A 20,059-nucleotide genomic window follows, 5' to 3' on the forward strand; every position below is an offset into this window, starting at 1 on the left:
GGAGACCAATGAAGATCAGCATCGCTCTGCCGAACACCGTGCCCGGCGCGGACGGACATCTGATAACCGATTGGGCACGGCGGGCGGAGGAGCGGGGATTCGCCTCGCTCGCGGCCACCGAGCGCCTGGTGTATCCGGGCCTCGACCCGCTGCTGGCGCTGGCGGCGGCGGCCGGGGCGACCTCCCGGATCGGGCTGCTCACCAATGTCCTGATCGGCCCGCTGCGCACCGCGCCGGTGCTGGCGAAGGCGGTCACGAGTCTGGACTCGCTGTCGGGCGGGCGGTTCACGCTGGGGGTCGGGCCCGGCGTGCGCGAGGACGACTTCGAGGCCGCGGGCCGCGTCTTCGGCGACCGGCGCGCGGCGTTCGAGGAGCAGTTGGAGCTGCTGGGCCGGGGCGCCGGGCCGGGCGCGGACGGGCCCGGCGTGCCGGTCCTGGTCGGCGGGGTCAGCGCCGCGGCGGTACGCCGGGTGGTGCGCTGGGCCGACGGCTGGACGGCGCCCGGACTGGAGCCGGGGAAGATCGTGCCGGTCGCCGAGCGGGTGCGCCGCGCCTGGAGCGAGGCGGGGCGCGCGGGGGCGCCGCGCGTGGTGGCGCTGGCGCGCTACACCCTGGGCGAGGACGTGGCACAGGAGTCGGCGGCCTTCGTCAGGGACTACTTCGCGGTGCTGGGCGAGGAAGCGGAGGAGTTCGTGGCGAAGACCCCGCGCACCGCCGGGCAGCTGCGCGAGGCGGTCTCGGCGCTCGCCGACGGCGGGGTGGACGAGGTCGTCCTGCACCCCACGGCGGCGGCGCTGTCCCAGGTGGACCGGCTGGCGGACGCGTTGCTCTAGGGGCGGCGCGGCCGCCCGTTCAGCGGCCGGCGCGCCGGCCGCCGGCGAACCGCAGGGCCCGCTCCACCCCGTCGAGGCGGAAGGGGTGCCCGACCTGGAAGATCAGGTGCTGGACACCCATCGCCACCAGGCGGCGCAGCTCCTCGTCGGTCTGGTCGCGGGTGACGAAGGCGCTGCGTTCGATCTCCGCCGGGTCGCGGCCGACCCGCGCGCACCACTGGTCCAGCACGCGGTTGCCCTCGGCGAAGCGCCAGGCCATGGTGTTCCAGACGGCGGCGCGTTCGGCGGCGAAACGCAGCAGGCGCCGCTGTCCGTCGCCGCCGATGAGCAGGGGGAGCTCGCCGAGCGGGCCGGGGCGCAGCCGGCCGAGTCTGCGGTCGACGCGCTCGACGGCCTCGATGAGCCCCGTCACCCGCTCCCCCGCGCCGGGGGCCGGGTATCCGTACTCCTTCAGGTCGCGTTCGACCCACCCGGCGCCCATGCCGAGGATCAGCCGGCCGTCGCTGAGGTGGTCGACCGTGCGGGCCATGTCCGCCAGGAGGTCAGGGTTGCGGTAGGCGTAGTTGGAGACCAGGGTGCCCAGCCGGGCGGTGCGGGTGTCGGCGGCCATGGCCGCCAGCAGGGTCCACGCCTCGAAGTGGCTGCCGTCGGGGTCCCCGGTGAGCGGGAAGAAGTGGTCCCACAGCCACAGCGAGTCGACGCCCAGGGAGTCGGCCGCCCGCCAGGCGGCCCGCAGTCCGGCCACCGAGGTGTGCTGGGGGGCCAGCCAGACCCCGACGCGGAGGGGACCGTCCGGCGGCGGCGATGTGTGTGCCATGGAGAATCCGTCCTTCCCGCACGTGAAAAAATCATGGACCGGCGTTTTTCGCGCTATGGTGCGGGCGAGATTTCGGCTGCTAGCCTCGCCATATGGATGCGACTTTGACGAATGACGTCGAGAAAGCCTCCCGGGATCTGGTCGAATCCGGATACTGCCTGATCGAGTGCCCGTTGCCGGCCGCGGTCTTCGAAAAGCTCAGAGGGCGGCTGCTGGAGGTCGCCGAGCAGGAGCGTGAGAACGGTTCGGCTTTTCTCTACGACGGCGGCAACCAACGCGTCTTCAGCCTGCTGAACAAGGGCGAGGAATTCGAGCAGAACGTGCAGGACCCCACCGTCATGCGTCTGATGGAGGAGATCCTGGGCTTCGGCTTCCTGCTCTCCAGCACGCATGCCAATATCGCGGGTCCCGGCGGCTCGCGGATGCATCTGCACGCCGATCAGACCTTCGCCCGGCCGCCGTGGCCCCCGTATCCGCTGGTGGCCAACAGCATGTGGATGCTGGACGACTTCACCGAGGACAACGGCGCGACCCGCCTGGTGCCCGGCTCCCATCTGCTGGGCCGGCAGCCGGACTACGACCGGGGCGAGGGGAACACCGAGTCGGTCGCCGTGTGCGCGCCGGCCGGGAGCGTGATGGTCTTCGACGGGCGCCTGTGGCACCAGACGGGCGCCAACTCCACCGACCGGCCACGGCACGGCATCCTCAACTACTACTGCCGCGGCTATGTCCGGCAGCAGCAGAACTTCTTCTCGGGCCTGCGGGAGGACGTCGCCACCCGCGCGACGCCCGAGCTGCGCCGTCTGCTGGGGTACGAGAACTACTTCTCCCTCGGGATGACCGACGGCCTGCCGTAGCGGCGCCGGGCGGGAGAGAGGACGCGGTCGGGGCGGTGCGGGAGAGAGGACGCGGGAATGTCGCGAACGGCTGAGAGTAGCGCCGGGGGCGTGGTGGTGCCGGTGGTCCGGCTGGTCACCGTGACGGACAGGGCGGACGCGGAGGGCTGGCGGGAGGCGCTCGCCCCCGAACTGGTCGCGGACCACGGCCTCGACGCGATCGCGGAGGCAGTCGGGGACGGCGGGCCGTGGGCGCTGTTCTGCGCCGGTGCCGGGCTGGGCGCGGCGCTGCGGGCCGCCGGGCGGGCGGCACGCCCGCCGGCCCATGTGCTGCTGTGGCTCGACGGCCGCGGACCGGGCGGGGAGGCGGAGGAAGACTTCGGCCAACTGCCCTGCCCCGTCACCGTCCTGGTGTCGGCGGCGGTGGACCGCCACCGAGCCGTGGTCCCGGCCTGGCGCGGTCTGACCGAGGGGCCTTTCACCGTACGGATCCTCCCGGCGGCCTGTCCGCTGCCCGGGGCGTGCGACCGGGCCGGCGCCCAAGTGATCAAGGAGGAGCTGCGGGTGTGGCCCGCCTGAGCGTGCGTGCGCGCCGGTCCGGGGCACCGTCAGCTCTCGGGGACCAGCCGGGTGAGGGCGCGGGCGGCCAGGCGGTAGCCGAGCGCTCCCATCCCCATCACGACGCCGGAGGCCAGCGGGGCGGTGACGGAGGTGTGCCGGAACGCCTCGCGACCCCACACGTTGCTCAGGTGCACCTCCACCCAGGGCGGGGCGAAGTCGGCGAGCGCGTCGCGCAGTGACCAGCCGGCGATCATCAGGGCTCCCGGGTTGACCACGGCTCCCACCACGTCGTGGTGGCTCTGGAGCACATCGACCAGTTCTCCCTCGCCGTTGCGCTGTTCGGAGACCAGCCGCCAGCCGCGCGCCCCCACCTCCTCGGCGACGGCGGCCTCGATCTCGGCCAGGGTCTCGGTGCCGTAGATCTCCGGCTGCCGTTTGCCGAGGGTCCCCAGGTTGGGTCCGTTGAGCAACAACACGCTGCGCATGCCGGTCTCCTCTCAGCCCACGAGCGCCTTGTGGAGTTCCGCGGGGGTGGCTCTGGCCAGGTCGGCGTCGTCGGGGAGGTCGGCGCCGAGCTCCTCCTCCAGGACGACGGTGAGTTCGATGAGCCGGGCGGAGTCCACCGCCAGCTGTTCACCGAGCGGCGTGTGGGGGTCCAGGACGGCGTCCTCGGCCCCCAGCGTCCTCGTCACCAGACGCAGGAAGTCCTCCAGCGCGGGCGCTCGTTCCATGGTCGTTCGCTCCTTCGGGGTCCGGCGCCGCAGGCGGCCGGGCGCTCGGCCCGGCGGGCGCAGGGGCAGGTCCTGTTCGTAGTGCAGGCCGAGCCGCAACGCCGTCTCGGCCTTGGCCAGTTCGGCGCCGAGGTATCCGGCGTGGGCGGGGTCCTCGATGACCCCGGCCTCCAGCAGCCCGAGCAGCATCGACTCCCCGCGGGTGCCCCACATCTCATGGCAGGGCATCACCTCGGAGGTGTAGTGCCGCAGCAGGATCCGCCGGTGCTCGCGGTCGAGGCTGATCAGCACGAATCCGCCGATGCCCGCGTCCAGGGAGCTGCGGCGGCCCACCGGGTGCAGACGTCCGAACCCGGGCCCGCTGAAGCGTGGTTGATCCGTGTCGTGGTCGCGGGGCAGACGGGCCGGTGCGCGCCGTACCCGTGCGAGGAGCGCCGCGACCTCGGCGCGCAGTGCCCCCTCGTCGCGCACGCCGCGGGCGTCGACCAGCTCGACGCGGGCGCGTACCTCGTCGATCTCCCGCTCCGTCACCGATCTCAGGACCGGAAGATAGCCCATGGCTCCCCGGATGTGCCCGTCCTCGGGGCGGAGGCCGTGCTGGAAGAGGGCGATCAGGCTCTGGCCGGCGAGGAAGCGGGGCGAGTCGCGGCCGCACACGAGCAGGCCGCGGACCGTACGGTCGTGCCGCAGGGCCTTGATCACCTGCTCGATGCCCAGGTTGGCGGTCATCAGCGTGCCGGCGACGGCCACGCCGGGCAACCGGGCCAGGGGACCGGCCAGTTCCCTGCTGCTCAGCGTGCAGACCGCCACCGTCGCCGTGGCGGCTTCCGTCTCACCACGTGGCACCGCTGCCCTCTCCCGTGTACTGGCGCGGCAGTCCGCCGGGGCGTTCCTTGGGGATGGTCGAGCTGACCTCCGTCACCCGGGCGCCGAGCCGGGTGAGGGCCTTGCCGACGCGCAGCTGTTCGCCGCGGAGCAGGTCGAGGCGGTCGCGGAAGAAGTGCTCGACGTCCACCACCTGCCGGCCCTGCTTCTCCGGGTCGAGGGAGTCGTTCATGACGGCCTCGACATTGGACATGAAGAAGGCGTAATTGTGCTGCCCCATCTCCTGGCGGATCTCGTGCACCCGGGCCTTGAAGTTCTCCATCACCTCGTCCACCCCCGGCAGGGAGGTGAACCGGCGGTGCAGCCGGGAGATGAAGGTCTGGAGCACGACGTTGTAGGTCTCGAAGGCGAAGACGGAGGACTGCTCGGTGATGACGCCGTGCCGGTGGTAGTCGTCGTTGTTGTACAGCTGGGCGAAATGCTTGGCGAGCCGTCCGACGCGCGGGTCCTTGAATGCGTAGCCGTACGGGTCGAGTCCTTCGAGATAGCTCTCGCCCAGGAGTCCGTCGGCGCGCATGCGGCTCACGATGGCGGTTCCGGGGTAGATCTCCAGGCGCTCGGTCATGCGCCGGAGATTGTGCCCGGAATTGTCGCGCAGGAAGGCCGCGTTGGTGACGATCGTCTCCAGGGTCGCATACGGGTGGAAGGGGATGAATCCCATGGCGAGATAGATGCCGTGTTCCCGCAGCATCCTGATGATGGTGACGTTGTCCTCGACGGTGGCGCGTTTCTCCCAGAGCAGCAGTTCCTCGGCGGTGCCAGCTTCGATGCCGACGTTGACCTTCTCCAGGCCCGAGGCGACCAGCAGGTCGAGCAGGGCGTGGTCCTCGGGGGTGTCATGCCAGTTCTCGGCCCGCATGCAGACGTTGTAATAGATGTCGAGACCGCGCTCCAGGATTCCGTTCGCGATGGCCGCGACCCGTTTCTTGCCCACCCGGCCCCCGTCGGGGTCCTCGAAGGTGGAGTCGACGAAGTCGAAGGTCCGGAACTGGTGGCGCGCGACGATCTCGGCGACCTCGTCCACGATCTGTTCCGGTCCGCGGCCGCGCCACGCCTTGCCCGCCTGGACGCGGTTCTTCAGGTGCGGGGCGGAGCAGAAGGCGCAGTTGGCGACGCAGCCCCGGCTGGTGCTCACCCGGACGTACTCCAGCTTGTCGCCGTGCTGGCTGAGCTGGTCCCGGGCGGGGAAGGGGAGGTCCTCCAGGTTGTGGATCAGGGGGCGGGCGGGGTTCTGGCGCGGGGTGCCGTCCTCGTCGCGGTAGCAGATGCCCTTGCAGGCGGACAACGGCTCCTTGAGGTAGAGACGTTGGACGAGGTCGAGGATGGTGGGCTCGCCCTCCCCGACGGCGACGACGTCGGTCCAGGGGTTGTTCCGCAGGACGTCCAGGCCCGCGAAGGTGCCGGCGGGGCCGCCGCAGGCGATCGTCGTCCCCGGCAGCTCCTCCCGCAGCAGCCGGCACAGGGTCAGGCAGCTGCCCAGGTTCAGGCTCATCAGGGTGAAGCAGACGAGGTCGGGCCGGAATTCCTTGAGCGCCTCGACGGTGGCGGCCGCCGCGTCGTCGCCGTGCTCCACCTCCCGGATCTCCGCGGTGAAGCCGGTGTGGCGCAGCACGCTGGCCATATAGGCGACGCCGAGGTGTTCGGGGGACATCACGAGGTCGCCGTCGAGGAGGATCAGGAAACTGACCCGGAAGGACGCGGGATCGGTGATGCGCGGGTCCAGGGCCAGGTCGAGTGTGCCCGGTTTGGGTGCCGATGGTGCCAGACCGAGGTCGTGCTTCATCAGAACTCCCTGATGTCGGGATGGGGATCCGTACGGCCGCGGGCGGACTCGGGTCCCGTCGTGCCGAGCACGGCCGCGCCGTCGAGCCCGCCGGGGTGGATGCCCAGGGAGGCGAGGACGGTCGGGGCCACGTCGGTCATGTCGAGCGGGCCGCCGGCCGTCCCGGGGGCGGGCGCGGGCGCGCCGCGGCGGTAGAAGACCGCGTCGTCGCGGGTGTGCGTGCCGGTGAGGATGTCGTCGCGCACGGTGGCCGTGCCGCCCCAGCCGCCGCGCAGCTGCACGCCGGGGGCGGGCACGGCCACCAGGTCGGGGGCGTTGCCCAGGAGCGGGCCGTGGTAGACCTCCGGGGCGCGGTAGAGGTCGCGGACGAGGAGCGGTCCGTCGACGTCGGGGCCGAGCCGGGTGCCGTCGCAGCGCAGGGCGGCCAGCTCCCGCGCGATCTCGTGGGCGGCCTCGTCCGCCTCCGCGTCGGTCAGGCCGCCGCCGGGGAAGCGGCTCTTGCGGTTGAGGTAGACGCGGGCGGGGTCGAGCGCGAAGGCGGTGCTGCGCGCGTCGACCGCGGTGAGGTCCGGACACACGTCGAGCCCGGCCAGCCAGCCGGACTCCCTGAGCCACGCGTTGAGATAGACCTGACAGGCCGCGGGGCCGAAGCCGTGGTCGCTCATCAGGAAGAGTTCGCCGTCCGGCGGGAGGGTGCGCACCAGGGTGGCCACGCAGTCGTCCACGAGGCGGTAGAAGCCGAGGACGTCCTCGTGCAGGGGGTCGGCGGGGTCGGCGACGGCGCGCCACAGGAAGTGGTGGACGCGGTCGGTCTCGGTGAGCACGGCGACGGCGAGGTCCCACGCCTCCTGCCGCAGGAGGCGTTCCATCGCCCGGGTGCGGGCGCGCAGGGCCCGGACGGCGCGCCCGAGGAAGGCCGCCGGGTCGGCGGCGACGTCGCCGACCTCGACGTCGAGTTCGTAGTCGAGGCCGCGCAGCAGGGGCAGCAGCCGTGGCGGGCTGACGGCGCGCTCCAGTTCAGGGGCGACGAAGCCGGAGACCAGCACGCCGTCGATGGCGGGGGCGGGGTAGGTGCCCGGCACGTTCAGGCACAGGGTCCTGCGGCCGGCGCGGGAGGCGAGTTCCCACAGCGGGGGTTCGCGCAGCTGCCCGACGCCGGGGAAGCGGATGCGGTAGCCCTCGCCCGGGGTGAGGTCGGTGAAGCCGTAGATGCCGTGCCGGCCCGGGTTGGTGCCGGTGAGGAAGGTGGCCCAGGAGGTGGAGCTGATCTCCGGTACGGGTGCCAGCAGTTCCGCGCAGTGGCCCTCGGCGAGCAGCGCCGCGGTGTGCGGCATGGTCCCGTCGCCGGCCAGGCGGGTCAGCAGGGTCCTCGGCATGCCGTCGAGCCCGATCACCAGGGCGTGCCGGTCCATCGTGCTCACGTCCTTCCGCTGCGGGGAGCCGGGGCGGGGGCGAGCGTGCGCGCGGTCGTCATTCGGCGGGCGCGGTGACGCCGCTCATGCGCTCGGACACATAGCCGGCGAGGAGGTCGAGGCTGTCGATGAGCTTGATCGACAGGTCCTCGTCGGCGATCTCTATGCCGAATTCGCTCTCGACCCAGATGAGGAATTCGATGGTGTTGATCGAGTCCAGCCCGAGCTTCTCCACGAGCCCCTCGTCGGGCACGGCCGAGGGTTCCAGGGACAGTTCGAGGGAGTCGACGAGCACCTTGCGCAGCCGGTCCTTGATCTTGTCGGTGGTCAGGGTCTCCATGGCAGACAAACCTCTCTCCTCCACACCGCCGCGGACGGCGGGACTCCGGTGGGGACAAGCGCCGGTACGGCCCGGCGGTGGTTACAGATAGCCCATTTCGCGCAGGCGGTCACTGGTGTAGGCGTCCTCGCCGCCGGTGGGCGCGAGCGCGGCGGGGCTCGTGGCGGCCGGGGCGCCGGTGGCCTCGACCCGGGGATCGGCGGGCGGGAGGCGTACGCCGTCCTCGAGGACGGCGGTCACGGGGCGGCCGTGGATGTCCTTCGGCCACGCGGCCCCGAGGTCGGTGAGCAGGGTGGGCAAGGTGTCGGTGAGCGCGACGGTGCCGGGCAGCCGGCCGGGACGGACGCGGGGCGAGCGGTGCGCCCACATGCCGCGGTAGCGGTGCAGGCCGGTCTGCGCGCTCGGCCGCCACACCTCGCCGCCGAGGTCGGGGACGGGGAGCACGGTCTCGTCCCGCGGGACGAGGAGGAGGTCGGGCGCCCGGCCCGTGTGCGGCCCGGGGTACGCCTCTTCGCGCGGGCGGACGGCCCGGAAGACCCGCTCCCCCTCGGGGCCGGTCAGTCCGGAGAGCAGGCCCGCGACCTCGTCCATGACCCGGGCGCGGTCGCGGGGGGCGACGGTGCCGCGCCGCTGGCGGCCCCGCACGTTGACATTGAGGCCGTAGCTGCCGGGGACGGGCATGTAGACGCTGGTGCGGCGGAAGTCGACGTGGCGCCCGCCGCCCGCGAACCAGCTCGCCGCCGCGTCCTGCGGCTCCTCCCCCGGCCCGGTGGCCAGCAGTCCGGCCTCCTCCAGGAGCGTGTGCACCGCGAGGCCGTGCCGTCCGGGGCCCAGGCCGTGGTCGGAGACGAGCACGACGGAGGTGTCCTCGTCCACCAGCTCCAGGAGTTCGCCGACCGCCTGGTCGATGGCCTGGTAGATCCGGGGCATGGCGGCGTCCCAGCCGCTGCCTTCCGGTGCCGCCCGGTGGCCGGGGTGAGAGGGGTCGCCGAAGTGCCAGTAGTGGTGGCCGACCCGGTCGGCCTCGGTGAGCACGACCATCACGAGGTCGGTGGGCCGGGTGGTCATCAGGTGCCGTACGGAGCGGACCCGCGCGGCCACATTGCGCTCGGCTTCCTCCAGATAGGCCATGTCGCCCCGGAACATGGTCGCGAGGTCCGACTGGAAGTGGGCCTTGGCGGCGGCCAGTTCGCGCAGCAGGGAATCCGGGCGGCAGTGCTTGAGGGTGCGCTCCAGCGGCCAGGTGACCTGGTAGCCGGGGAGGTCGGCCGGCGGGTGCGACATGGGGATGTTGACGAGGCCCAGCGAGTATTCCTGCGCGGCCAGCCAGTCCCAGGCGCTGGACCTGCCCAGATCGCCGGAGCGCGTGACACGGGCCCCGTAGGCGGGGTCCTGGGTGTCGTAGAACTGATAGATCCCGTGGCCGCCGGGGTCGCTGGCGGACACGAACGTGCTCCACCCCGGCGCCGTGTGAGCGGGCCAGGTGCAGTCCGTGGCGGCGCTGGCGCTCTCGCGCAGCAGCTTCGCCATATGGGGCAGCAGACCGCACTCGATCAGCGGGTCGATCGTATCGAAAGTGCCTCCGTCGATTCCGATGACGAGGGCGCGGGGAGAGGGTGGCACGGAATTGCCTCCAGCTCTGAAAACTCATCATGATTGCAGGCAGAAACTGCCGCTCATCGATGATCCGAGGACTGTAACAGCCCCTCACCGGTGCGTCCACAGACCGCACAACGGTGGCCGTAGGGCGCCCGGATCCGAGGTCCGGAGTCGGATTCGGCTCAATGAACCATGCACAGAGCACATACCAGGACGCTGCCCGGCCCACCATACGCGACGCCGCGCACTCCCTCCAGGCATGCGGTTTGAGCCACTTCGACGCGGGAGACCCGGGCCGAGGGCACCGCCGAGGCATCCGTGAACTGGCCCAATTCACTTCGGTAAAAGGTAATTTCACAGCTCAACCACCCTGCTGACGAGAATCCACCGCCCACCGGGGGCCGGGGCAGCGCTTCCCGGCAAGGGTGTTGACTCCGGCAACTGCCCTATGGAGGCTCGTGCTTGGCATGTGATCCGGCCCACGACCGGGGGCCGGATCACATGCCCGCTCCGGCCACCCGCACGCCGCGGGCCGGATTTCCTCCTCGCCCCCGAGGAACGGTGATTCCCGTCGGGTCACACACCGCCTCGGCGCAGGGTGAACACAATGGAAACGAGCCGTGCGCAACGGCCCCCGAAGACATCCGAAGTCACCACGGACTCGACACCCATCCGTCTGCCGTACAGCGCCCGAAGTCGCCCATGCCGCACCCGCAGGACCGAAAGGCTGCTCAATGACACCAACGTCCGGTGATGACGTCCTGTCCTTTCCCTCATGGCCGCAGCACGGCGCGGAGGAGCGCGCCGGTCTTCTCCGGGCCCTGGACCAGAAGGGGTGGTGGCGCGACGCGGGGCAGGAGGTCGGCCTCTTCGAGCGGGAATTCGCCGACTATCACGGCGCCCCGCACGCGATCGCGACGACGAACGGCACCCACGCCCTGGAACTCGCCCTGGGGGTCATGGGGATCGGCCCGGGCGACGAGGTCATCGTCCCCGCGTTCACCTTCATCTCGTCGTCGCTGGCAGTGCAGCGCGTGGGCGCGGTGCCGGTGCCGGCGGACGTGCGGCCCGACACCTACTGCCTCGACGTCGACGCCGCCGCGGCGCTGATCACCCCGCGCACCAAGGCGATCATGCCGGTCCACATGGCGGGCCAGTTCGCCGACATGGACGCCCTGGAGAAGCTCTCCCTCACCGCGGGCGTGCCGGTCCTCCAGGACGCGGCGCACGCCCACGGCGCGCAGTGGCAGGGCCGCCGGGTCGGGGAGCTCGGCTCGCTCGCCGCCTTCAGCTTCCAGAACGGCAAGCTGATGACCGCGGGCGAGGGCGGCGCCCTGCTGCTGCCCGACGACGACTCCCACCGCGAGGCGTTCCTCCAGCACTGCTGCGGACGCCCGCCCGGGGACCGCGTCTACCGCCATCTGACGCAGGGCTCCAACTACCGCATGAACGAGTTCTCCGCGAGCGTCCTGCGCGCTCAACTGACCCGCCTGAAGGGGCAATTGCGCATCCGTGAGGAGCGCTGGGCGCGGCTGCGCGCGGCGCTGGCCTCCATCGACGGCGTGGTGCCGCAGGGGCGTGACGAGCGCGGCGATCTCCATTCCCACTACATGGCCATGGTCCGGCTGCCCGGCATCTCCGCCGCGCGCCGCCTCGCCCTGGTCGACGCGCTGGTCGAGCGGGGGGTGCCCGCGTTCGTCGGCTTCCCGCCGGTCTACCGCACCGAGGGCTTCGCACGCGGCCCGGCGTCCGCGGACCCCGAGGAGCTGGCCAAGAACTGTCCCGTGGCGGAGGAGATCGGCAGCGACTGCCTCTGGCTGCACCATCGCGTACTGCTCGCCGACACACCGACGCTGGACCGGCTGGCGGAGATCTTCTCCGGCCTCGTCGGCGCGCTCTGACCCGATGCGGGCCCCCCACGGCAGCACCGCGCCCCGGCTGAGCGTCGTCGTCCCCAGCCGGGGGCCCGCGGCACGCCTGCGCGCGACCCTCGCGTGCCTGGCCGGATCCGGCCCGGGGACGCCGTCCTTCGAGGTCGTCCTCGTCGACGACAACGACGGGGGCGATCAACTACCGGCGGCCGCACGCGAAATGGGCGAGCTGCTCCCGCTGCGTGTCGTGCGGGGTCCGCTGCGGGGGCGGGCCGCCGCCCGGAACGCCGGGGCCGCCGCGGCCCTCGCGCCCCGGCTGGTCTTCCTCGACGACGACGTCCTGGTGGGCCCCGGATTCCTCGCGGCACACGCCGACGCCGCGGACCCGGGCGCCTTCACCCACGGCCGGCTGCGCGAACTTCCCACCGCCGCGCGGTTCCTCGCCACGGTCGAGGGGGCCGCTCCCGCCGAGGTCCGGCGCGCCCGCGCCGGCCTCGAACCCGCCTCCCCGGCCGCCCCGGAGCGGCGCCCGCCGCACCGGCGGCTCGTCGCCAACGCCCTGGAGCGGGCCGTGGAGGCCATGGCCGGCGGCTCCCTGCCGGACGTCGCGCCCTGGCTCGGCTTCATCGGCGCGAACACCGCCCTCGACCGGGCCGTATGGGAGCGCGCCGGCGGATTCGACGAGGAGTTCGGGCGCACCTGGGGGTGCGAGGACCTGGAGTTCGGATTCCGCCTGCACGCCGCCGGGCTGCGCAGGACCCTCGCCCCCGGCGCCCTCGGCGTGCACCTCAGCCACGCCCGCCCCGGCCGCTGGGAGCAGCACCACCGCAACCTGACGCACTTCTCCACCACCCATCCGCACCCCTCGGTGCGCGCCCTGGAGGCCCTGCTCGGGCCGGAGGGCACGCCCGAGGCGTATGTGCGCGCCGTCCAGGCCGAAGAGGCCGCACCGGCACGGGACGCCGCCCGGTGAGCGGCATACCGGCCACCGCGCCGTACGGGCCCGTGGTGCTCTCCCCGCACGCGGACGACGCTGTGTGGTCCGTGGGCGGGCGGCTGGCGCGCTGGGTCGCCGAGGGCCTGCGGCCGACCGTCGTCACGGTCTTCGCCGGGCCCGCGGCCGGGGCGCCCGGGTCGTGGCGCGCCGCCGCCGATCCCGCGGTGCGCCAGGCCGAGGACCGGGCGGCGTGCGCCGAACTGGGCGTGCGCCACGTGCCGCTGGACTTCACGGACGCGGCACTGCGTACGGCCTCGGGCACCTATCGCTACGCTTCCCCGCGCCGGCTGTTCGGCCCGTGGCACCCGGCCGACCTGCCCCTGCTGGACGAGGTCCGGGCGGCTCTGCGGCCACTGTGCGCGGGAGCGGCGAGCGTCCACGCCCCCCTGGCGGCGGGCCGGCACGTCGACCACCGCCTGGTCCGCGGCGCGGTGGAGGCGCTGGCCCCCGCCCGCACCGTCTTCTACGAGGACTTCCCCTACCGGCTGCGCGAGCGTGATCACGCGAACCTGCGGCCGCGCACGGAGCGGCTGCCGTCCACGGCGGTGGACCGCTGGCTGGCCGCCGCCGGTCGCTACACCAGCCAGGCGAGCGCCCACTTCGGCGGGGTCGCCGCCCTGCGCGAGGCCCTGCTCGCCCGCGCCCGCGCGCACGGCGGGGCCGGCGGGCCGGTCCACGCCGACCGCCACTGGGTGCCCGTCGGCCGGGACGACCGGGGCGAGGCCCGGCCCGCACTCGTGGAAAGGGGGCCGTGACCCACGCCGCGCGCAGCCCCACCACCAGAGAGGCCACTCATGTCCCGTCACACCCACCCTCCGACGGCCGCCCCCGAGGCGGGCACCAGGCGGCGCCTGCCGCTGATCGGCAACGACCTGGTCATCAACGAGGACTCCTGCAACCTCAGCTGCACCTACTGCCTCACCGGACAGAGCAACCTCAAGGAGGGGCACTCCCTCCAGCTGATCTTCGAGCCCCCGCGGCGCGACAGCTACGCCAAGGACAGCGGACTCGGGCAGCGCATGGACAAGGTCGCCGACCGGATCCGGGACCGCTTCGGCCTGCCGCTGCTGAAGGTGACCGGGGGCGAGATCTTCCTCGTCCGGGGGATCATGGATTTCCTGGAGCAGGAGGCCCGTAAATACGACGTGCTGGTCATCCAGACCAACGGCGTCCTGGTGCGCGAGGAGCACCTGGAGCGGTTCCGCTCGTGGGGCAACGTCGTGCTCCAGGTCTCCCTCGACAGCCACCTCCACCACGGCAACAGCCACCGGGTGCCGTCGGAGAGCCTGCACGGGAAGGTCGTCGCCGCCATCGCCCGGATCCTGGACTCGGGGCTGCCGGTGGAGATCTACACGGTGCTCAACGACCGGAGCGTCACCGAGGTCTGCGCGTTCGCCGAGTGGCTGTCGGGGTTCTCCCGGCCTCCCGTGTTCTTCCCCTTCCCGGTGCGGGGCCCGGACTCGGAGGACTTCAAGGTGCGGCCGGAGCAGTTCGGCCATATCCAGGAACTCATCGACCGCTACGACGAGTTCGCGCGGGTCCTCCCGCCGCGGCCCTATTTCGACCGGCTGACCAGCTTCTACCGCGAGGGGCGCCGCACCTTCCGCTGCCACCTGCCGCGGCTGGTCGTCTCCAGCTTCAGCGACGGCGTCGTCACCCCCTGCCCCAACATCTGGTTCTCCGACATGGGCAACGCCCTGGAGGAGGACTGGAGCGAGATGCTGGACACGGTCGGCACCAGCGGCCTCTACAGGGCCCTGCTCGCCCCCAAGCCCCGGCTCAAGGCGTGCCACGGCTGCTTCACCCCCTGGGACACGCTCTCGATGTACTTCGAGGACGAGATCACCCTCGACGAGCTGTGCGCCGCCCCCACCTACTCCCCGCCCCGCATCCGGCAGATGCTCAGCGACGCGAAGGCGGACTACCTCCAGGGCGGCCATGACTGAGCCGACAGGCGGTCACGAGGCGGACACCCTCCTGGGCGCGGTGGAGCGGCTGCCGGCCGGCCGGACGCCGCTGCCGGGGACCGACGCCAACGCCCTGCTGGAGCAGGTGCGTACGGCCGCCGCGGCGCTCAAGGCCGAGGCGGTGGAGGGCGAGGCCGTGGCCCTGCGCGCGCCCAACAGCCCACAGTGGGTCGTCGCCTTCCTCGCGCTGCTGGCATCCGGCGCCAGGCCCCTGCTGCTCGAACCCGACACACCGGACACCGAGACAGCCCGGCTGCTGCGCGCGGCCGGGGGCGGCAGATCCCTGGTCGTCCCCGGGACCGGCGAGCTCCGACCGACACTGACCGGCCCGCCCGGGGAGCACTCCGGCGGCGGGTCCGCCGTCCTGCTCCCGACCTCGGGGTCCACCGGCGCGAGCAAGCTCGTCGTCCGCAGCGAGGAGAGCCTGCTCGCGGAGGGCCGCCGCTACCGCGACGGCATCGGCCTCACGGGAGAGGACACCCTGCTGCTGCCGGTGCCGCTGTCCCACGCCTACGCGCTGGGCTGGCTGTTCGGCGGCCTGCTGACGGGGGCCGCGCTGCGCCCCGTACCGCCGGCCGCCCTGGGCCGGATCGCCGAAGAGCTGTCCGGTGGCGCGACGGTGGTGGCCCTGGTGCCCAGTGTGGCCCGGCTGCTGGCGACCCGCCGGCTGCGGGGAGCCACGGCCGGACGGCCGACGGGGGCACCCGCCGCCCCCGCCCTCCGGCTGGCCATGGTGGGCGCGGGACCGGTGGACGAACAGCTGGACCGCGCGTTCACCGAGGCGTTCGGGACCGGCCTCGCCCGGAACTACGGATCCACGGAGACGGGCGCCGTGCTCGCCGGACCGGCGGGCCTGGAGCCCCTGTGCGCCGGAGCCCCCCTGCCCGGCGTGGAGTGCGAACTGACCGCCCGGGACGGCACGGTGCCGCCCCCCGGCACCCCGGGGCTGCTGAGCGTGCGGGTGGACGGAGAGCCGTACGCCATGGGCGACCTCGCCGTGGCCGTGCCCGGGGGCCTGCGCATCCTGGGGCGTGAGGACCGGGCGATCCGCCGGGGCGGGCGCTGGGTCTCCCCGCTGGAGATCGAGGAGGTGCTGCGCGCGCACCCGGACGTGGTGAACGTGCGGGTCGGCGCCCGGCGGGGGCGGCACCAGGGCGAGGACGGGATCGTCGCGGAGGTCTCGGCGGCGGCGCCCGGCCTGACCCCCGAGGCGCTGCGCGAGCACGCCCGCCGGGAGCTGGCCCCGCACAAGGTGCCCGACGAGTTCGTCCTGCGGGAGAGCCTGCCGGTCAACGCCGCCGGCAAGGTGCGGGCGGCGTCCGTCTACCGCCTCACCCGGGGCGCGGTCGAGGCCGCCCGCGCGTACAAGACCTCCGAAGTGCTCTTCGCCCTGCACGACTTGGGCGCGCTGGAGCCGCTCGCCCGGGGCGCCGACACGGCGCTCCTCGCCGGGGAGCTGGGGTGTGACGCCGATGCCCTGGAGTGGCTGCTGCGCACGGCCGCCGCTCTGGGGGTGCTGACCGCCGGGGCGGAGGCGCCCGGGGCACGGGTCCGGGCCGGGGAGCTGGCCGCGTTCGTGGCACTGGAGGAGCACCTCTCCCGGGGGCTGGTCACCCGCGAGGAGCTCGCCGCCGTCGCCCGGCGCGGGACGGCTCGGCGCCCCTTCGACGAGAGTCCGCCGGAGAGCCTCGATCCGCTCGTGCCGCTGTACCAGGGCGCGATGGACGGCCCCGGCGCACGGGCCAGGGCCGCGCTCGGCCTGCGGCTCCTGCGGCCGGGCCCGGGAGCGCGGACGGTGGAGGTGACCGCGGGTCCGGGCCGCTATCTGGAGCGCCTGCTCACCTTGGACCCCGCGGCGACCGGCCATCTGGTCACCGTCGGCCGGCTCAGCGGGCCGCTCTCCCCGGCCGTCGCCGCGGCCGTCGAGGAGGGCAGGGTGACCGTCGGCCCGCGACTGCCCGCCGGTGACGCCGACTTCTGCGTGGTCGCCAACGCCGTGCACGGCCCGGGGCCCGGCAGCGCTCTCGGCGCCCTGCTCGGCTCCCTGCGGCCGGGCGGGCGGCTGCTGGTCGACGACGTCTTCCTGCCGCCGTCCGGGCCGGGGAGCGAACTGGCCCTGGACTGGCTCACGCACGGCGGGACCGCGTGGCCGACCACCGGCGATCTGATCGCCGGACTGCTGCAAGAGGGGGCGGAGGTCGCACGGCACGTGCCGCTGGACGCGTCCCCCTGTCATCTGATCATCGCCAAGGAGGCCGGTTCATGAGCAGCGTCACCGACCGGGCCACGGAGCGCCTGGGACAGAGCGGCCGCGTGGTCGTGGTCTCGGGCGCGTCCGGGCAGATAGGCGGCGCGTGCGCGCTGGAGCTCGCCGCGCTCGGCGCCACCGTCGTCGCGGGTTACCACAGCGGGGAGCAGGCGATCCGCAAGCTGCGGGAGCAGGTGGAGGGCCAGGGCGGCACGCTCGTACCCGTCGCGGCGGACCTGAGCGAACCCGCGGGCGCCGACGCGCTGGTGGCCGCGGCCGTCGAGCGGTTCGGACGGCTGGACGGCTGTGTGGCGGCCGCGGGTCTGCGCACCCGCAGGCTGGCGATGGCCACGGACGCCCGGAGCCTGGAGAAGCTGCTGCGGGTGAACCTGGCCGGTTCGGTCAACCTCGCCAAGGCGTGCCTGAAGCCGATGATGCGCGCCAAGTACGGGCGGATCGTGCTCTTCGGCTCCCGGGCCGGGACCAGCGGGCTGCCCGGCCACAGCGCGTACGCCGCCACCAAGGGGGCGCTCCAGCCGTGGGCGGCCTCGGTGGCGGGCGAGGTCGGCAAGCACGGCATCACCGTCAACGTCGTCGCGCCCGGGGCGATCCGGGCCGAGGTGATGGACTTCTCGGAGGCCGAGCGCGATCTCGTCCTCCAGTTCATCGGGGCGGGCCGGCTCGGCGAGCCCGAGGAGGTCGCCGCGGCGGTGTCGTTCCTGCTGTCGCCGTCGGCCTCCTACGTCAACGGCAATACGCTCGTCGTCGACGGCGGTGCCCGCTTCTGATGACTTTCACGGAGAAGGCACCCGTCGTGACACCGCCGGAGACGGCGCGCGAGCCCCTGCGGATGGCCGTGCTGGGCGCGGGGTGGGTCTCGCGCAAGGTGTGGCTGCCGCTGCTGGCGGAACACCCGGCGTTCCGGGTCGACTTCCTCGTGGACGACGACCCCGTGGCCGCCAGGTCCGCCCTGCCGGAGGGCACGCGGACGCGCATCCTGAGCAGACCGGAGGAGATCGCTCCGAGAAGCGTGGACGCGGCCATCATCGCCCTGCCCAACCACCTCCATCTCCCCGTGGCCAAGGCCCTGCTGGAGCGGGACGTGCCGGTGTTCGTCGAGAAGCCGGTGTGCCGCACGCTCTTCGAGGCCCAGGCGCTCGCCCTGGACCACCAGGCGCGGGGCGGCAGCATCGGGGACATCACCCTCTACGCCTGGAGCGCCGCCCGGCACCGCACCGACGTCTGCCGCCTGGCGGAGCTGCTGCCCTCGCTGGGCGCCGTGCGCAGCGTCGGGCTGAGCTGGATCCGGGCCACCGGCATCCCGCAGCGCACCGGCTGGTTCGTCGACCGGCGGCTCGCCGGCGGCGGCGCGCTGCTGGATCTGGGCTGGCACCTGCTGGACGTGGGGCTGCACCTGCTGGGGTGGCCGCGCGTGGTCCGGGCGGCGAGCACGATGTCCGCGGACTGGATGAGCCGGGGCGAGGCCACGGCCGACTGGAGCCGGCGCTCCTCCGGCACCGCGCGGTCCGGGCCCGGCGAGACGGTGGAGGACACCGCCCGCGGCTTCCTCGTCACCGACACCGACGTGGGCATCTCCCTGGAGACGCGCTGGGCCTCCCACCAGGCGCTGGACGTCACCACGATCACGGTGGAGGGCACCGAGGGAGTGGCCACGCTGCGCGGCACCTTCGGGTTCAGCCCGCACCGGCTGCGGAAGTCGAGCCTGGTGGTCCTGCGCCAGGGGGTGGAGGAGACCATCGCGCTGCCCGACGAGCCCGTGGGCGTCGAATACAAGCGGCAGGTGGACGAACTCGCCCGCCGGCTCGGCGGCTCGGCCGACGGGCAGGGCCCGGTGTCGGGCCTGGGCGAGGGCTCGATGGCCGAAGTGACCATCCTGGCCTCCTGCATCGACCACATCTATTCGGCCGCCGGTGTCGATCCCCCCTCCCCCCTGCGCCCGCCGGAGAGCGAGGCGGCGCCCGGCACCTCCACTTGTCCACGTGTCCTGCCCACCCGGGGAAGCCAATGAAATTCGCTTATTTCTCCCATGTCTGGGGCCGTCCCGGGATCACGCCGGGCGAGCGCTACGAAGAGCTCTGGCGCGAGGTCGAGGACGCCGACCGGCTCGGCTTCGACTACGCCTTCTCCGTGGAGCACCACTGCACGCCGCACGAGAGCTGGATGCCCTCGCCCGCGGTCTTCTGCACGGGCGCGGCGCTGCGCACCGAGCGCATCCGAGTCGGGCCGATGGGGTGGGTGCCGCCGCTGCGCCACCCGCTGCACCTGGTCGAGGAGGTCGCGACCCTGGACCAGCTCCTGGGCGGGCGCCTGGAGGTGGGGCTGGCCTCGGGGGTCAGCCGTGATCCCTTCCTGCCCTTCGACGCCGATTTCGACAACCGGCACCTCCTGACCCGGGAGGCCCTGGAGCTGCTGCGCACCGCGTCCGCCGCTCAGGGCGCCTTCGACTTCGACGGACCGGCGCACCGGCTGCGCGACATCACCCTGTCCTTCCCGCCGGTGCAGCGCCCGCACCCGCCCGTGTGGGTGCCCACCACCAACCGCAACACCCTGCGCCATCTCAGCCAGGCCGGTGCCCACACCAGCTCCACGATGATCGTGCCGCGCGCGTCCATGGCGCTGGTCTACCGGCACTACCTCGACTGGTGGCGCGGCCACGGCCATGTGACGGACCCGCGCATCGGCTACTGGACGCTGGTCCATGTGGCCCGGACGGACGCCGAGGCGGAGGAGCGGGCGGCCGCGCACATGACCGAGACGTTCACCAAGACGCTGCGGTACGGCTCGGTGTCCCGCTCGCGCGATCAGCACGCCCCGCCGAGCAGGCTCAGCACGGCGGACATCCTGGCGGGCTCCGGCGACTTCCGCTTCCTGCTGGAGAACAACCTGGTCTTCGTCGGCTCGCCGTCGACCGTGGCCGACCGGATCAGGGCGGCGTCCCTGGAGGGTCATTTCGACACGCTGCTGGGCGAGTTCGCCTTCGGTGAGCTGGCGGAGGGGCACCGGGTCGAGTCCATGGAGCTCTTCGCCCACGAAGTGGCACCGGCGCTGCGCCCCTTCACCCCCTACGCGCCGCGCCCGCAGGAGCCGGCGTACAGCGCGAGCGACGAGCAGCAGGTGGCGGCCCGCCTCCAGGCCCTCGGCTACATCGACTGACGCGG

Annotated in this window: 18 protein-coding genes; 11 read left to right on the forward strand and 7 right to left on the reverse strand. The window is 73.2% G+C overall.

Features of this window, described 5'->3' with window-relative positions; genetic code table 11:
• Positions 1 to 8 precede the first annotated feature (8 nt).
• A complete protein-coding gene (locus tag ACZ4A5_RS25935; RefSeq protein ID WP_467588972.1) occupies positions 9 to 833 on the forward strand; it encodes an LLM class flavin-dependent oxidoreductase in 825 nt (274 codons plus the stop codon).
• A 19-nt stretch (positions 834 to 852) separates the two neighbouring features.
• Here the strand turns inward: ACZ4A5_RS25935 and ACZ4A5_RS25940 are convergent, their stop codons facing one another.
• Positions 853 to 1,650: an LLM class F420-dependent oxidoreductase gene (locus ACZ4A5_RS25940; RefSeq protein WP_467588975.1), complete on the reverse strand. Its 798-nt coding sequence runs from the start codon at positions 1,648 to 1,650 to the stop codon at positions 853 to 855.
• Between the two features lie 92 nt (positions 1,651 to 1,742).
• On the opposite strand from ACZ4A5_RS25940, the gene ACZ4A5_RS25945 reads away from it, so the two are divergent.
• Positions 1,743 to 2,507, forward strand: a complete 765-nt coding sequence (locus ACZ4A5_RS25945) for a phytanoyl-CoA dioxygenase family protein (protein WP_467588977.1) — start codon at positions 1,743 to 1,745, stop codon at positions 2,505 to 2,507.
• A gap of 57 nt (positions 2,508 to 2,564) precedes the next feature.
• Positions 2,565 to 3,065, forward strand: coding sequence for a hypothetical protein (locus tag ACZ4A5_RS25950; protein WP_467588979.1), 501 nt, complete (start codon positions 2,565 to 2,567; stop codon positions 3,063 to 3,065).
• A gap of 29 nt (positions 3,066 to 3,094) precedes the next feature.
• Here ACZ4A5_RS25950 and ACZ4A5_RS25955 read toward each other — a convergent pair whose 3' ends face one another.
• The 6 genes from ACZ4A5_RS25955 to ACZ4A5_RS25980 all read right to left on the reverse strand — a co-directional run bounded on the left by ACZ4A5_RS25955 (position 3,095) and on the right by ACZ4A5_RS25980 (position 9,821).
• Positions 3,095 to 3,532, reverse strand: a complete 438-nt coding sequence (locus ACZ4A5_RS25955) for a type II 3-dehydroquinate dehydratase (protein ID WP_398869331.1) — start codon at positions 3,530 to 3,532, stop codon at positions 3,095 to 3,097.
• 12 nt (positions 3,533 to 3,544) lie between these two features.
• Positions 3,545 to 4,624 (reverse strand): DUF4346 domain-containing protein, encoded by a 1,080-nt coding sequence (locus ACZ4A5_RS25960; protein WP_467588982.1) that lies wholly within the window; start codon positions 4,622 to 4,624, stop codon positions 3,545 to 3,547.
• Complete coding sequence (locus ACZ4A5_RS25965; protein ID WP_467588987.1) at positions 4,611 to 6,446, reverse strand: cobalamin-dependent protein; 1,836 nt, start codon at positions 6,444 to 6,446, stop codon at positions 4,611 to 4,613. The genes ACZ4A5_RS25960 and ACZ4A5_RS25965 overlap by 14 nt, the downstream gene beginning before the upstream one ends.
• On the reverse strand, positions 6,446 to 7,858 hold the full coding sequence (locus ACZ4A5_RS25970; RefSeq protein WP_467589036.1) for an alkaline phosphatase family protein: 1,413 nt from the start codon (positions 7,856 to 7,858) through the stop codon (positions 6,446 to 6,448). Before ACZ4A5_RS25970 ends, ACZ4A5_RS25965 begins: the two co-directional genes overlap by 1 nt.
• Before the next feature lie 58 nt (positions 7,859 to 7,916).
• Positions 7,917 to 8,198, reverse strand: a complete 282-nt coding sequence (locus tag ACZ4A5_RS25975; protein WP_398869334.1) for a phosphopantetheine-binding protein — start codon at positions 8,196 to 8,198, stop codon at positions 7,917 to 7,919.
• Positions 8,199 to 8,279: 81 nt separating this feature from the next.
• On the reverse strand, positions 8,280 to 9,821 hold the full coding sequence (locus ACZ4A5_RS25980) for an alkaline phosphatase family protein (protein ID WP_467588990.1): 1,542 nt from the start codon (positions 9,819 to 9,821) through the stop codon (positions 8,280 to 8,282).
• Positions 9,822 to 10,531: 710 nt separating this feature from the next.
• On the opposite strand from ACZ4A5_RS25980, the gene ACZ4A5_RS25985 reads away from it, so the two are divergent.
• The 8 genes from ACZ4A5_RS25985 to ACZ4A5_RS26020 are packed head-to-tail and all read left to right on the forward strand — an operon-like array spanning position 10,532 to position 20,054.
• A complete protein-coding gene (locus ACZ4A5_RS25985; RefSeq protein WP_467588993.1) occupies positions 10,532 to 11,698 on the forward strand; it encodes a DegT/DnrJ/EryC1/StrS family aminotransferase in 1,167 nt (388 codons plus the stop codon).
• A gap of 4 nt (positions 11,699 to 11,702) precedes the next feature.
• Entirely contained in the window at positions 11,703 to 12,641 is a 939-nt protein-coding gene (locus tag ACZ4A5_RS25990) for a glycosyltransferase family 2 protein (protein WP_467588995.1), read from the forward strand.
• Complete coding sequence (locus ACZ4A5_RS25995) at positions 12,638 to 13,420, forward strand: PIG-L deacetylase family protein (protein ID WP_467588998.1); 783 nt, start codon at positions 12,638 to 12,640, stop codon at positions 13,418 to 13,420. Before ACZ4A5_RS25990 ends, ACZ4A5_RS25995 begins: the two co-directional genes overlap by 4 nt.
• A gap of 39 nt (positions 13,421 to 13,459) precedes the next feature.
• Entirely contained in the window at positions 13,460 to 14,611 is a 1,152-nt protein-coding gene (locus ACZ4A5_RS26000; RefSeq protein ID WP_467589000.1) for a radical SAM protein, read from the forward strand.
• On the forward strand, positions 14,604 to 16,898 hold the full coding sequence (locus tag ACZ4A5_RS26005; protein ID WP_467589004.1) for an AMP-binding protein: 2,295 nt from the start codon (positions 14,604 to 14,606) through the stop codon (positions 16,896 to 16,898). The genes ACZ4A5_RS26000 and ACZ4A5_RS26005 overlap by 8 nt, the downstream gene beginning before the upstream one ends.
• A complete protein-coding gene (locus ACZ4A5_RS26010) occupies positions 16,895 to 17,668 on the forward strand; it encodes an SDR family NAD(P)-dependent oxidoreductase (RefSeq protein WP_467589007.1) in 774 nt (257 codons plus the stop codon). Before ACZ4A5_RS26005 ends, ACZ4A5_RS26010 begins: the two co-directional genes overlap by 4 nt.
• The gene (locus ACZ4A5_RS26015) at positions 17,668 to 18,909 is read left to right on the forward strand and encodes a Gfo/Idh/MocA family protein (RefSeq protein WP_467589010.1); all 1,242 of its coding nucleotides are present in this window, start codon (positions 17,668 to 17,670) and stop codon (positions 18,907 to 18,909) included. Before ACZ4A5_RS26010 ends, ACZ4A5_RS26015 begins: the two co-directional genes overlap by 1 nt.
• Positions 18,906 to 20,054 carry an LLM class flavin-dependent oxidoreductase gene (locus ACZ4A5_RS26020; protein ID WP_467589013.1) on the forward strand — a complete coding sequence of 383 codons (1,149 nt, stop codon included), beginning with the start codon at positions 18,906 to 18,908 and terminating at the stop codon, positions 20,052 to 20,054. The genes ACZ4A5_RS26015 and ACZ4A5_RS26020 overlap by 4 nt, the downstream gene beginning before the upstream one ends.
• The last annotated feature ends 5 nt before the right edge of the window (positions 20,055 to 20,059 follow it).

The sequence above is a fragment of the Streptomyces sp. NPDC025618 genome, from assembly GCF_055558795.1.

What these genes read in the sequence shown, in the direction of transcription:
- ACZ4A5_RS25935 (WP_467588972.1), top strand. Translation starts at nt 9, where the DNA reads ATGAAGATCAGCATCGCTCTGCCGAACACCGTGCCCGGCGCGGACGGA.
- ACZ4A5_RS25940 (WP_467588975.1), bottom strand. Translation starts at nt 1,650, where the DNA reads ATGGCACACACATCGCCGCCGCCGGACGGTCCCCTCCGCGTCGGGGTC.
- ACZ4A5_RS25945 (WP_467588977.1), top strand. Translation starts at nt 1,743, where the DNA reads ATGGATGCGACTTTGACGAATGACGTCGAGAAAGCCTCCCGGGATCTG.
- ACZ4A5_RS25950 (WP_467588979.1), top strand. Translation starts at nt 2,565, where the DNA reads ATGTCGCGAACGGCTGAGAGTAGCGCCGGGGGCGTGGTGGTGCCGGTG.
- ACZ4A5_RS25955 (WP_398869331.1), bottom strand. Translation starts at nt 3,532, where the DNA reads ATGCGCAGCGTGTTGTTGCTCAACGGACCCAACCTGGGGACCCTCGGC.
- ACZ4A5_RS25965 (WP_467588987.1), bottom strand. Translation starts at nt 6,446, where the DNA reads ATGAAGCACGACCTCGGTCTGGCACCATCGGCACCCAAACCGGGCACA.
- ACZ4A5_RS25970 (WP_467589036.1), bottom strand. Translation starts at nt 7,858, where the DNA reads ATGGACCGGCACGCCCTGGTGATCGGGCTCGACGGCATGCCGAGGACC.
- ACZ4A5_RS25975 (WP_398869334.1), bottom strand. Translation starts at nt 8,198, where the DNA reads ATGGAGACCCTGACCACCGACAAGATCAAGGACCGGCTGCGCAAGGTG.
- ACZ4A5_RS25985 (WP_467588993.1), top strand. Translation starts at nt 10,532, where the DNA reads ATGACACCAACGTCCGGTGATGACGTCCTGTCCTTTCCCTCATGGCCG.
- ACZ4A5_RS25990 (WP_467588995.1), top strand. Translation starts at nt 11,703, where the DNA reads ATGCGGGCCCCCCACGGCAGCACCGCGCCCCGGCTGAGCGTCGTCGTC.
- ACZ4A5_RS26000 (WP_467589000.1), top strand. Translation starts at nt 13,460, where the DNA reads ATGTCCCGTCACACCCACCCTCCGACGGCCGCCCCCGAGGCGGGCACC.
- ACZ4A5_RS26005 (WP_467589004.1), top strand. Translation starts at nt 14,604, where the DNA reads ATGACTGAGCCGACAGGCGGTCACGAGGCGGACACCCTCCTGGGCGCG.
- ACZ4A5_RS26010 (WP_467589007.1), top strand. Translation starts at nt 16,895, where the DNA reads ATGAGCAGCGTCACCGACCGGGCCACGGAGCGCCTGGGACAGAGCGGC.
- ACZ4A5_RS26015 (WP_467589010.1), top strand. Translation starts at nt 17,668, where the DNA reads ATGACTTTCACGGAGAAGGCACCCGTCGTGACACCGCCGGAGACGGCG.
- ACZ4A5_RS26020 (WP_467589013.1), top strand. Translation starts at nt 18,906, where the DNA reads ATGAAATTCGCTTATTTCTCCCATGTCTGGGGCCGTCCCGGGATCACG.